The organism is Gimesia alba (genome assembly GCF_007744675.1).
Taxonomy (GTDB): Bacteria; Planctomycetota; Planctomycetia; order Planctomycetales; family Planctomycetaceae; genus Gimesia; species Gimesia alba.
The window spans coordinates 3,471,145-3,484,021 of the sequence record NZ_CP036269.1 but is presented as its reverse complement, the minus strand read 5'-3'; the positions used below and the strand labels follow the sequence as shown (position 1 = coordinate 3,484,021).

The window sequence follows — 12,877 nt, the reverse complement described above, 5'->3', positions numbered from 1 at the left end:
AATTATTCCCTGTTGATCGTTTCATCCAGGTTGAGAATCAGACTGGCAATCACGGTATAGGCCGCGTGTTCTGCCATGTTGTATTGCTTTGGAACTGGTGATTCTCCGACAGTCAGAAATTCTTTCGCAGCCCCCGGATTTTTTTGAAAGCGTTTTAAGTATCGTTCAAAACCGCTCAAAAATATTTCCAGTTCCCGTTCACTCGGTTCCCGTGCGAGCACAATACGCATTGCGTACTGAATCCGGGCCGCTGGCTTTTGCTCCCTTTGCTTGAGCATCCGCTCTGCCAGTTTGCGAGCCGCCTCCACATACGTCACATCGTTTAATAGCGCCAATGCTTGCAATGGGGTATTCGTCCGCGAGCGTTTCACAATACAGGTTTCCCGCGACGGAGCATCAAACGTCGACATCGCGGGTGGAGGTACCGTCCGTTTCCAGAACGTATACATGCTGCGACGAAACAAATCGTCGCCTGTCCCCGGTTGATATTCCTGACTTGCTATCTCTTTCCAGACACCTTTTGGCTGATAAGGTTTGACCGAAGGGCCACCAATTTTTGTGCGTAACAATCCCGCAGAAAACAACGCCTGATCGCGAATCATCTCGGCTGACAAACGCAAGCGGCTCGCTCGGGCCAGTAGTTGATTCTCTGAATCAGCCTGCTGCAAAGCCGCTGACACATGCGACGACTGACGATAAGTGGCAGACGTGACAATCAACTTCTGTAACCGCTTGACATCCCAGCCAGAACGAATAAATTCTGTCGCCAGCCAATCCAGCAGGTCCGGATGTGTCGGCCAGGCGCCTTGCGAACCGAAGTCTTCGGTCGTTTTCACCAAACCGTTTCCGAAATACATCTGCCAGTAACGATTCACAATCACCCGTGCCGTCAATGGATTCATGGGATCAACGAGCCAGCGGGCCAGTCCCAGACGATTGCGGGATAGATCTTCTGGAAGGGTCCCCAGACTGGACGGGATTCCGGCGGAGACCTTTTCGCCCGGCTTATCGTACTCACCCCGCATCAGCACAAAGGTTGGCTTTTTCTGTTCGCGTTCCTGCATCACCATGCTGGTCGGCAGACTGCGATAAAATGCTTCGCGCTGCATTTTGATTTTTTGTAATGAGGAAAACAGAGTACGATATTTTTTGGGGGCTTTGTCTGGTGCTATAACTGACAAATAAAAATGTGTCAGCTTTAATTGTTGCTGCGGAGTGCGCTCACCCTCCGGTATCTGTACAATCTGCCGGACCGGCTCTGCAACAGAAGCGATTGCGGCCCGATCGGAAGAGAATTGGAAATTGTAAATTTTCAATTCATCGATTAGTCCTTGATAATGATCCGCACCGTGATACGCCCCGAATTCCAGTGGTGAAGGAAACGAAAAACCGCCTGTCAGGTAATTTAAATTGACTTCCAGTTCCTGCGATTCGCCGTTCACATATAATTGAAAATCCTGTGCCTGAGAATTACCAGCATACGTCAACACAATATGCGACCAACGGTTCAACTCCAGTTGATTTTTAGTCCGCAGCAAAATCGCATCATCCAGCCAGCGCGGTCCGAAATGGATCTGTAAGCGGCCTGCTTTGAGAAAAACGCGAAAGCCACTCTCATCTTGAGCCGGTGTAAGTGAAGCGAGTATCGTTCCACTCGGCTGCTGTGGATAAATCTGAAATTCCAACGAAAATGGGTCCTTGTCACTCAATGTTGGTTTTTGCTTTGTCTTATAAGATTGAGTTCCGTTTAGCTGTATTGCCTGGCCTGCGATACCCTTTACAAACGTCGGTTTTTCCAATGAGGTTTCTTTCTGATCACTCGTCAGGTCACTGGATGCATTCGTCTTTTTGGCATAGAAGTCCGTGTTCTGCTTGCCGATCACCTTGAGCTTCAACTCTCCGTCGAAGGAAATCTGATAGGCCTGATCTTGCTCCGGAAATGGTTTTTGTAAGTCGCTTGCCGGCGGCTGTTGTTCCCAGTAGGTTTGAAATTTTTTCAGAGCAGGTGTCGCCTCTTGCAGCATCTGTTCATAGCTCTCGATTTTCTGATCGAGTTCTGCCAATTGCTGTTGCTGCTGTTTCGTCGGCGCTTTGATAAAGGGCGCGGCATTGCCGTATTTAATCGCGCGGCCACGTTCAGGGATATTATTGAAAAACGCGATCAGCTGATAAAATTCTTTTTGCGAAATGGGATCATATTTGTGCTCATGACAGCGAGCACAACCGATCGTCAGCCCCAGCCAGACCGTGCCCGTCGTCTCGACCCGATCGACCGCGTATTCAAGCAGGTATTCATCGAAGATGATTCCCCCTTCAGAATTGGCACGATGATTTCGATTGAAGCCGGTTGCAATTCTCTGGCTGAGCGTCGGCTCAGGTAACAAATCGCCGGCCAGTTGCTCAACCGTGAATTGATCGAAGGGCATATTATTGTTGAATGCTTCAATCACCCATTCACGCCAGCGCCACATATGCCGCTCACCGTCCGTCTGATAACCACTGGTGTCTGCATAACGGGCCGCATCCAGCCATTCCATCGCCATTCGTTCGCCGTAATGGGGAGATTGCAAGAGCCGATCGACCAGCTCTTCATAAGCGGTTGGAGAATCATCTTTGAAAAAACGTTCCTGTTGAGCCAGAGTCGGGGGCAGGCCGGTCAGGTCCAGACTCAAACGCCGCAGGAGCGTCGATTTGTCTGCTTCAGGCGAAGGAGTGAGCCCCTCTTGTTCGAGCCGCGCGAGTACAAATGTATCAATCGGGTTCCGCACCCACCCCGCCTGTTTGACTTGCGGAACTTCCGGACGGCGGGGACGAATGAAGGCCCAATGTTTCTGCCACTGCGCCCCCTTGTTGATCCACTGTTTTAGCGTTTCAATTTGTGCGACCGTGATTTGTTTGCCTGAAGTGGCAGGAGGCATCTGTAAATCAGGATCATTCGAAATCAGTCGGGCGAATAATTCACTTTCCGCCGCGTTGCCTTTGACGACGGCCCCCGGCTTGTCAGCCGTCCCCAGCAAGCCACTCTCCTGATCCAGTCGCAGATCAGCTTGACGCTGAGACGAATCGGGACCATGACACTGAAAACAGAGATCAGACAGAATCGGTCGTACGTCACGGTTGAACTCGATTTCCGCGCCTGTCGCCTGATACCCTTTCAGACAATAAACGAGAATCAGACTTGATATCCAGGTAATATTTCGGACTCGCTGTCTCATCAAAGCAGTCTCCACTCCGACATTTCTGATTGTGGCTGCACCAGTAACCATACTGCAACGCATCAAGCGTTGATTATATCATGACAGACTCAGCGGAGCTACAGTTGAACTGATCGGTACCGAAAAACGAATGGGGATCGTCCGTATCTGCCAGCTATTTTGTTTTTTCATTCGCCTGCATTTTCCGTAAAGTCGCAATGGATTCCTGTAGCGCCTGTTTTGCTTCCGGCGTCTTTAAATCATACAGAAAAATCGAATACCCGGCTCGTTTCAACGGTTTCAAAGATCGGAAGCCCTCAAACGGATCTTTCCCCTGTGTATACAGTCCTTGCAGATGATTCACCGAAAGCGCCAGACTACTCCACCGATCGATATCATCAGGCAGTGTCTCTTTTAACGACAGTACCGAAATCCCATATGCTTCCGGCCGCGCGGTCCCGAAATAGTACAGCAAACACCTGTCGCGATCGTCAGGAGGCAGGTCAGCTAAAGCCGCTTTGAGTGCCGGCAAATCTTGCCCCCAGTCCATGTTGGAATCGAGCAGATATTTGTGACCCGCTTCCGGGCCGCCGACAAGCCCATTGAAGTAAGCCAGATAATGCGGCTGAATCGAAGTGATCGCCAGAATTTGAAACCCGAAACAGAGCCCGGCAAACGTGTAAACCAGAAACGTTTTGTTTTTAAACCAGCGCATGAACTGGTCAATCGTAAACAGAAACATCAGCGGATAAACCGTGAGCAGATAACGCTGTCCCAGATTCAGTCGACTGGTGAGGGACATTCCCAGTAACACAGCGATCGCCAGAATCCAGATCAAAGGCGCATGATTGGTCGGTTCCTGCCCCATCGTAGAAGGACTATTTTCTGCAGCAATCTCGGGAACTTCGCCCCTGGAATGGCGCCACGTTTTCCAGAGATCCAGTAGAAAGCAGACACTCAAAATCAGCCCCAGCACCGTCAGTAATAATTCCACCGGCGTACTTTTCCAGAGCCAGGTCAGCGGAAAGTAATACCACCAGCCAGTGTTGGAGACCTGCCCCATTAAATATGCATCATGTCCTGCCGAATTATGCAGGAACTGAAACAGGACGCCCGCAAACGGAGCAGGGCGTTTCAGATGAGTATGGGAGACTTCCATTATGCGTTCGGCAACCGGACCTCGCCCCAGAACGCGAACCCAGGCGGAATAGTCCGGCGTTTCTGCATAAGGTACTGTCTTTAGCGGACCACTGAAGCCGAACAGATGAAATGCCCATGTGAAAGGAATCAGCAGCAACAGTAACAGGGAAAAAGAAACGGTCACCCGCTTGAACAGCAGCCAGAGCATTTTTTTTGAGCCGGCACTGATTTGCGGAATCGCAACAAGAACCATGATGATCAACACACAAGGCAGCAAAAATATGCCGGAATATTTCGCTGAGATCGCAAGCGAAACGGCAATCGCCAGCCAGCATAAATTTCGGGTAGACGGTGCCTTCCAGTATCGGGTAAGTGTCGCCAGAGCAATCAACGCCATCAATGTGAAACAGGCATCGGTCGTGGCCAGTGAAAAATGTGCGATCATCGTCGGCGAGAACGTTACCAGAGCCGCCCCCAGAAACCCCGCGGCAAAGCCTCTACGGTGCAGCAACCAGAAGTAAATCAGCAGCATGGTCGGGATACCCACCAGCAGTGCGTTTAATAATCGTGCCTGATTAATCAGGGGGGGATCGGAGATTTCCCCCTGCCACCTTTCCGAGCGTTGACTGCCTCCCGCCGACCAGGCCACGGGCAGATAGGTCAGTAGAATCGGAATCGGGGCGACGCCCTCACCACTGATGCGTTGATCCAGCTCACTCTGGTCCACACTGGTCAACGCGGTATTCAGAAAAAAAGTCTCATCGAAAGTCGGACTTTTCACACTTCGAAAGCTGCTGGTTTGAACCAGAATCAGCGCCCCTAACAGTAACGGCGCTCCACACACAATGAGTGGTTTATGTACCTGCTTCGAAGAAATCGCATTCAGAATCGGCATGATCGGCTTTTTTAACAGGGACGAAACTAAAGAAGGGAACCAACCTTCATCATAAATTCCAGATCAGGGAATTCCTAACGATTTATCGTCTGTTTAGAAGATTTCCCGATTCAGCAGACGCCCCCTGAACCGCTTGAATTACTCCCCCTCTTCGCACGATACCAGCGATAGAGCTGCCGAAACGGCGGAGTAAACTGTTCCTCATTTTCTAATAACATCTGGTCTATGACGGCGAGCTCAAAGAATTCGCCCCGTTCGATCTCCTGCGGATCAAATGTGAACGGCCCATCGCAAAACGTACGAAACAGGACGGTATGCTCATAGGCGTTGTGAGGAGTTCCGGAAAATTTCTCCAGCCATTCCAGCGGTGTCTGAATACCGATCTCTTCCAGCATCTCCCGTTCGGCTGATTCCAGATAATCCTCACCCGCACTCAGATGGCCGGAAGCGGAAGAAGTATAGCAGTGAGGATATTCATCTTTTGTTGCAGATCGAAACTGCAACAACAATGCCCCCGCAGAATTGAAAACAAATACATTTGCAGCCCGATGCAGCAACTTTCGCGCATGTACAACAGAGCGGGGGAGTTGTTCTATCACCTGGTCGTGTTCGTCGACCACATCAAACAGTTCTTCTGTATTCATCACTGTCAACTTACTTCGCGCAGAGCAAACGCAAAAGGGCCTACTCTCGCAGCAATGTTACTTTTGAAATAAACAGAGGCTCGATCAAAGTAAGCGAACTCACTGCACAACAAAAGCAGAATAACAGAAACAGAAGACTAAATCGAATTCTCGGAGAAATAACTTTCTTCGAAATCTTCCTGGCCTTCGTCGTCATAATAGCTGACAACGTAATTGGCCATGCCGATGGTGATGATGTCGCCGGGATAAAGCGGAGCATCGTTCACTTGAGCAGAATTCACAATCGTCCCATTCGTCGATTCCAGATCTCGCACGCGGACGGAATTATTATGGAACGTCAATTCACATTGTTGACGACTCAACATCGGGTCCAGAATTCGAATATCACAGCCGTTACTTCTTCCAAGTACAACGGGTAACTCATCAACACTGACCTCAATATCCGGTAAATCGGGATGATCACTGATAAGATGAATTTTCATGGAAGGAACCTTTTACTCTCGGGCAGAAGTTGAATCAGTGTGGTGATTTATCAACATCTGCGGCTGGGGTAGGCCAAATGGGGGGTAGGACCAAGTGAGGGTAATTTACTGCAATACATTAATTCACATACGTGAATACTTATGCGTAATTCTACTAATTCGTTTCACAGCATGCAATGGGAAACCGGAAAAAGATCGCAAAATCTGAATTTCCCTCAGAATGCGAGGAATCAGCGATTCCCGAATGAACGTGGGATCTGGGAGTTCAGCGAGATTTCTCTGATGTTGTGTTACAATTCCCAGAAATTTCTTCCGTCGGTAACTTCCTTAATGGTAAAATTTTAGCGGGCCAGTTTGTATCTATTAACGTCTCAGAATATCGCGATCGAGAAAGGTAATCTTCTACGATGGGCAACTTTGTTGGTTCGTTTATCCTGTTCCAAACCACTCTCGATCAGAAAGTCCACTGGCTGGCACACTGGAATTATGAACGTCAGGAATTCATGCTGCCTGGGGCGAAAAAGAAGCCTTATGAAACCTTCCAGCATTGCCTGATTTCCGAGATCGAAAAGACTTTTGAGCTGGTCCCCTTTGAGGACTTCATCATCTCGCAAGACCCGCAGGCACATCTGGCCTTCAGCGACAAGCCCGCATCTGAGCAACCCTCTGAACATTACATTATTGAGCTATTTGACTTCCAGGCTCTCAAAAGTTCGGCCCGTAAGATACTGGAGGCCGACCTCCGCAATCGCTGGGTGAACGAACAGGATATTGAAGAAGGGACAACAGCAGACGGCTTTCCCATAGCCAGCCTGTTTCGCGCACTGTTCCACAAAGCCAATCTTGCCGGTCGTCTCTCCTGACGCAGAACTGGTTTTTTCCAAAAAATTCCGACTGCCTGCTCATCAGGTTTCCGTTTCAGAGATGATTCAGTAGAATTAAAGCTGAGACGCGCTGATTGTAGTATTATGGGTTCCCTTGAATCTATAATAAGAACAGTCGGAGAGGAGAGACCGTTATGTTCTCGCAAGATGCGATCTGATGATTCACTTGTTTATTTATTCTGAACCGAGCACATGAGCCCGGCTCCCAAGCTTTGGAGAGATCAATGAAGAGCCTTAAGACAATGACCATGCTGGCCGCCGTGCTGGCGATCGCCTGTTCGAATTCGTTTGCTGGTGAGACTGGCAAGAAATCCGTGCCCCCCGTCTTAAAACACAAAATGAAATCTCTGGATGGCAAAGAAGTCGATCTCAGTAAATATCAAGATAAAGTCTTGTTGATCGTCAACACCGCCAGCAAATGTGGTGCAACTCCCCAATACAAAGACCTGCAGGCACTTCACGAAAAATACAAAGATCAGGGACTGGTTGTCCTCGGATTTCCCTGCAATCAGTTCGGTGCTCAGGAGCCTGGCACAGCAGTACAGATTTCTGAGTTCTGCACCAAAAACTACGGCGTGACCTTTGACATGTTCAGCAAAGTCGACGTCAACGGCGAAAATGCCACCGACCTCTACAAATACCTGACGTCCAAAAAAGCGAATCCCAAAACCGCCGGCCCGGTCAAATGGAACTTTGAAAAATTCCTGATCAACCGCGATGGTGAAATCGCTGCCCGCTTCCGCACACGCGTCAATCCGCAATCAGAAGAGGTCACGAAAGCCGTCGAAGCAGAATTAAAAAAGAAATAATCCGTCTCTGATTCAAAATAAAAGGGATGCATCTACATGAGATGTGTCCCTTTTTTTATAGAATGCCTTCAGACATGAACTATAACTTTTTCTCTCCACAACAAATCTGTTTCGGCTGGGATCGCTTTCAGGAAGTCGGTCCACTGGCCGCGTCTCTGGGCAAACGGGCTTTGATCATCGGCGGTTCCCGCTCATTGGAATCAAACGGGGTGATTGAAGAATTGAAACGCTTACTGCTTCGATCCAACATTGAGAGCGAATTCGTTCGCACCATTTCCAATGAGCCCGAGGTGGCTGACGTTGATCAGACCACCAATCTCCTGCATCATCTGGGAGCGGGAGAAGGGGATTTTCTGATTGGTATCGGAGGCGGTTCAGGAATCGATCTGGCCAAAGCCTGCGCCGCGATGATCACCAACCGGGAAAGCGATACCGTTCTCGATTATCTCGAAGGCGTCGGAAAGGGCTTAAAACTGAAACAGGCACCGCTGCCGCTACTCGCGATTCCCACCACCGCCGGAACCGGCAGCGAAGCCACCAAGAACGCGGTCATTTCCAGTTATTCGCCCGCCTTTAAAAAAAGCCTGCGTGCCGATGAGATGATTCCGAACCTGGTGCTCTGCGATCCCAAACTCGCCTGTTCTGTTCCACCTGAAATCACAGCCAGAACCGGCATGGATGCGATTACCCAATTATTGGAAAGCTATATCTCCTGCCGCGCCCAGCCCATTCCACAGGCACTCTGCCTGCAAGGTCTCAAACTGGCATTGCCTGCACTGGCCGAAGCCGTCGAAGACGGTTCGTCCCGCACTGCCCGCGAAAGCATGGCACATGCAGCGTTACTTTCGGGAATCGCCTTAGCTAACTCAGGTCTGGGAATGGCACACGGCGTCGCCCCCGCACTGGGGATTCACTGCCGCATTTCCCACGGATTGGCGTGCGCCGTCATGTTGCCAGCCACGCTGAAAACCAACCTGTCGGTCCGACAAAAAGAATACGCCGAAATCACCCGATTTCTCGCCCCGGAACTTTCCCTCTCGGAAACAGAGGCTGCACAATACCTGATTGATCAGATCGAAGCCCTCAATGATCGCATCAATATTCCTCGCAACCTCTCAAGTCTCGGCGTTTCTCAAACACAAATCCCGGATCTGGTGGCCAGCTCTCGCGGAAACAGTATGAGCGGCAACCCGCGCGAACTTTCCGATACGGAGCTCACCCAAATTTTGGAAGACCTGCTGTAACCGATTTCCTCCTGCAAGTTATCGGACTTGTGAAGAGCACTCATTTCATTCTACGATGGCATTCGTTAAAATGCGTTTTTGACCTTACGCACTCACGGAGAAGAAACTCAATGCCTCGATCTATAGTCAAGCTGCTCATCCTTGTATTCTTTGCTATCAGCACAACGGGTTTCGCACAAGCAGACCCACCTGCTTACCATCCGGTTAAAGCCAAACTGGTCAAACCCCGTCAGGGACTCGGCAACACCCTGAAGAAACTCAAACAGAATGAAGAAGTCCGTGTGGCATATCTAGGAGGCTCTATTACAGCCGCCCCCGGCTGGAGAGTCAAAACAACAAAATGGTTACAAAAGGCGTTTCCCCAAGCGAAAATCCATGAAATCCACGCCGCGATCGGTGGGACCGGTAGCAACCTGGGAGCGTTTCGTCTGGATCATGATGTCCTGCAACATCACCCCGATCTGGTCTTCATCGAATTTGCCGTCAATGATGGAGGCCGGCAGCCGGAATCCATCTGGGAATCGATGGACGGGATTGTCCGTCAGATCTGGAAATCAAATCCAGAAGCGGATATCTGCTTTGTTTATACCTTCCGCGTGAATTATGAAAAGGATCTGAGAAAAGGTGAGTGCCCCCGGGCTGCATCCGCGATGGAACTGCTGGCTGACCATTACGGCATTCCGTCGATCAACGTCGCATTGAAAATTGCTGAACTTGAGCAACAGGGAAAACTCAAATTTACATCCGACAAACCCCTAGCCGCGGAGATCGTGCTCTTTTCCAAAGATGGCGTACATCCCCTTGATCAGGGACACGAAATCTACACAGAAGTCATTGCCGATGCCATCCAGCAGATGCAGCCCACATCCAAGCCTGTGAATCATGCATCAAAACTCAAACAGCCGTTTGTCACCGGACACTGGTCCGATGCCAAAATGGTCCCGTTGAATCAGACGATGCTCTCCGGTAATTGGCAGGAGTTGCCAGCAGACAATACTCTGCAAAAACGATTCGGCGGCCGCATGGGACAAATCTGGGAAGCAGACAAGCCGGGCAGTCGCATTACCTTTCGCTTTCGTGGGACTCAAGCCGCTCTCTACGATCTGTTAGGCCCCGACGGCGGTCAAGTCGAGATCACCGTCGATGGAAAACCGCATTCCAAATTAACGCCACGGTTTGACAGTTATTGCACCTATCATCGGATCGCGACATTAAATCTTGCACAAGATCTCGATCCGAACAAAGTCCATTCGGTGACAGTCGAAATTCATCCGGAACAGCCCGACCGCAGCCCTGTCGCGTTCCGTCTGAAAAATCCCGAAGAGGAACTCAAATCTCCCAAATATCAGGGGACAAAAATCCGCGTTGGCAAAATTATGTTACGTGGTGAATTAGTTCCTTAAAACGGTGAATAGATCGATCCCTTTATCCTTTGTAGCAGAGAAGGCATTTCGAAAATGATCATCGCAGCCGGCCTGAGCCCGGCCTGGCAACAGATTTTGGAAGTGAACTCACTCGAGGTCGGCGAAGTCAACCGCTGCCAGTCTGCGCACTGGTGTGCTTCAGGCAAAGTGATTAATGTGGGGGTTGCTCTCCAGCACCTTGGCTGTCCTTGTGAAACCATTTTTCCTGCCGGTGGTTATGCCCGGAGTCTGATCGAAGCCGAACTGAACGAGCTTGACGTTTCGTTCCGCGACCTTGATCAAGAAAACCCGACTCGCATCTGCACGACGATTCTAGACCGATCTTCCGGACAGACAACGGAACTTGTTGAAAATGCAACTCCCCTTTCAGAACAGGAAGTCAAAGCGTTTGCTGCTGAATACCGCCGCTGCGCTGAAACAGCGACGGTTGCTGTCCTCACGGGATCGCTGCCGGAAGGAACCCCTGTTACGTTTTATCGAGATCTCATTGCCAAGACGAAGTGTCCGGTTATTCTCGATGCCCGGGGCAGTGAGCTTGAAGAGGCGTTAACAGCCACGCCTTTTCTAGTCAAACCAAACCACGAAGAACTGGAACGCACGCTCGACCGCGCTCTTTCCGGTACTGAAGAATTAATTAAAGGCATGCAGGAAATCAATCGCCGCGGTGCGACCTGGGTCGTAATCTCGCAGGGAAAATCTGCCTTGTGGGCCACATCCGCCGATGAGGTCTATCGGTTTATCCCGGCCTCTGTCGAGGCAGTCAACCCGATTGGATGTGGTGACAGTCTCGCAGCAGGCATCGCCAGTGCAATCTATCAAGGTTGGACGGTTCCCGAATCGATTCGTTGGGGCATGGCTGCTGCCGCTGATAACCTGACACAACTACTCCCCGCTCGACTTTCCGACTCCCGTGTGCAGGAATTGTACAAGCAAGTCGAAATGGAACAGGTCGTCTGATGAGCGAGGAACCCATTGACCCGGACAGCATCCTGGAAGCCCGGCAAATCGGCAGACAGACCGCGGCCGGACAGTGGCTGATACGAGATATCTCACTGGCTGTCCATCCGGGGGATCGGATCGCCATCGTTGGTCCGACTGGTTCTGGGAAAACACTTTTCCTCCGTTCGCTGGCCATGCTTGATGATATTCAGGAAGGGGAACTGCTCTTTCACGGAAATCCACTCAAAGACAAAGAACTCCCTGAATTTCGCAGTCAGGTCGTTTACCTGCAACAACGGCCAGTCTTAATTGAAGGGACCGTAGAAGACAATCTGAAGTTTGCGCTGCAATTTCAGGTCAATCAGCACAAATCGCACGACATCGCTGCGGTCATCAGTTTATTGAGTACCTTCGACAGACCCGAATCCTTTCTGCAACGCCAGTCTAGCGCACTATCAGGCGGAGAAGGGCAGATTGTCGCGTTACTGCGGGCCTTGAGTCTCTCTCCTCAGATTCTGTTACTGGATGAGCCTACGTCCGGCCTCGATCCCGGCACGACAAAACAGTTTGAAGCGATCATCCTCAAATGGCTTTCCACTTCGGATCAAAGTCCTGCCTTCGTCTGGATCACACACGACCACAGCCAGGCAGACCACGTCGCCAGACAGATTATGACGTTTCCGGAAGGGACAATTTCGCCTGTGCAGGAAAGTCCGTAAGCGATACCTGCTGCAGTCTGATGAAGTTATATTAAATAATTCAGAATCAGATTGGAAAGAAATTGCAAATCAATTATGCTTAATACTGTTGGACTATCTCTCACCCATTCCAAGGAGACAACCGATGCCTATTGAGATTCAAGACCATCCAGATCAGAGCTATGTCGAAATTAAACTCTCCGGCAAACTGGTCAAAGAAGACTATCACGATTTTTCTCCCATCATCGAAACGTTGATCGAGCAGCGTGGCCCACTGCACATGCTGGTCGAACTGGAAGATTTTCACGGCTGGACTGCAGGTGCACTCTGGGAAGACGTCAAATTTGATATCAAACACTTCAAAGATATCTCGCGACTGGCGATGGTTGGTGAAAGCAAGTGGGAAAAAGGCATGGCCAATTTCTGCAAACCATTCACAACAGCCAAAATTAAATATTTCGACATTGCAGATACAGATGCAGCCAAAACCTGGATCGCGGAAGAGAGCTAAGCCACACTAACTC

General features: G+C 50.1%; 11 protein-coding genes. 7 read left to right on the top strand and 4 right to left on the bottom strand.

Features of this window, described 5'->3' with window-relative positions; all coding sequences use genetic code 11:
- Positions 1-2 precede the first annotated feature (2 nt).
- The 4 genes from Pan241w_RS13030 to Pan241w_RS13015 form a co-directional block, all read right to left on the bottom strand.
- Positions 3-3,215: a DUF1553 domain-containing protein gene (locus tag Pan241w_RS13030; RefSeq protein ID WP_145216223.1), complete on the bottom strand. Its 3,213-nt coding sequence runs from the start codon at positions 3,213-3,215 to the stop codon at positions 3-5.
- A gap of 154 nt (positions 3,216-3,369) precedes the next feature.
- Complete coding sequence (locus Pan241w_RS13025; protein ID WP_145216221.1) at positions 3,370-5,229, bottom strand: ArnT family glycosyltransferase; 1,860 nt, start codon at positions 5,227-5,229, stop codon at positions 3,370-3,372.
- 110 nt (positions 5,230-5,339) lie between these two features.
- The gene (locus tag Pan241w_RS13020) at positions 5,340-5,873 is read right to left on the bottom strand and encodes an NUDIX hydrolase (protein WP_145216218.1); all 534 of its coding nucleotides are present in this window, start codon (positions 5,871-5,873) and stop codon (positions 5,340-5,342) included.
- Positions 5,874-6,010: 137 nt separating this feature from the next.
- Positions 6,011-6,355, bottom strand: a complete 345-nt coding sequence (locus Pan241w_RS13015) for an FHA domain-containing protein (protein ID WP_145216216.1) — start codon at positions 6,353-6,355, stop codon at positions 6,011-6,013.
- A gap of 407 nt (positions 6,356-6,762) precedes the next feature.
- On the opposite strand from Pan241w_RS13015, the gene Pan241w_RS13010 reads away from it, so the two are divergent.
- The 7 genes from Pan241w_RS13010 to Pan241w_RS12980 all read left to right on the top strand — a co-directional run bounded on the left by Pan241w_RS13010 (position 6,763) and on the right by Pan241w_RS12980 (position 12,864).
- On the top strand, positions 6,763-7,218 hold the full coding sequence (locus tag Pan241w_RS13010) for a hypothetical protein (protein ID WP_145216213.1): 456 nt from the start codon (positions 6,763-6,765) through the stop codon (positions 7,216-7,218).
- Positions 7,219-7,463: 245 nt separating this feature from the next.
- On the top strand, positions 7,464-8,048 hold the full coding sequence (locus tag Pan241w_RS13005) for a glutathione peroxidase (protein ID WP_145216210.1): 585 nt from the start codon (positions 7,464-7,466) through the stop codon (positions 8,046-8,048).
- Positions 8,049-8,122: 74 nt separating this feature from the next.
- Positions 8,123-9,292 carry an iron-containing alcohol dehydrogenase gene (locus Pan241w_RS13000; protein ID WP_145216207.1) on the top strand — a complete coding sequence of 390 codons (1,170 nt, stop codon included), beginning with the start codon at positions 8,123-8,125 and terminating at the stop codon, positions 9,290-9,292.
- A gap of 110 nt (positions 9,293-9,402) precedes the next feature.
- Complete coding sequence (locus tag Pan241w_RS12995; RefSeq protein ID WP_145216204.1) at positions 9,403-10,695, top strand: GDSL-type esterase/lipase family protein; 1,293 nt, start codon at positions 9,403-9,405, stop codon at positions 10,693-10,695.
- Between the two features lie 54 nt (positions 10,696-10,749).
- Complete coding sequence (locus Pan241w_RS12990; protein WP_145216201.1) at positions 10,750-11,673, top strand: 1-phosphofructokinase family hexose kinase; 924 nt, start codon at positions 10,750-10,752, stop codon at positions 11,671-11,673.
- Positions 11,673-12,374, top strand: a complete 702-nt coding sequence (locus Pan241w_RS12985; protein ID WP_145216198.1) for an ABC transporter ATP-binding protein — start codon at positions 11,673-11,675, stop codon at positions 12,372-12,374. Before Pan241w_RS12990 ends, Pan241w_RS12985 begins: the two co-directional genes overlap by 1 nt.
- A 124-nt stretch (positions 12,375-12,498) precedes the next feature.
- Positions 12,499-12,864, top strand: a complete 366-nt coding sequence (locus Pan241w_RS12980) for a SpoIIAA family protein (RefSeq protein ID WP_145216195.1) — start codon at positions 12,499-12,501, stop codon at positions 12,862-12,864.
- The last annotated feature ends 13 nt before the right edge of the window (positions 12,865-12,877 follow it).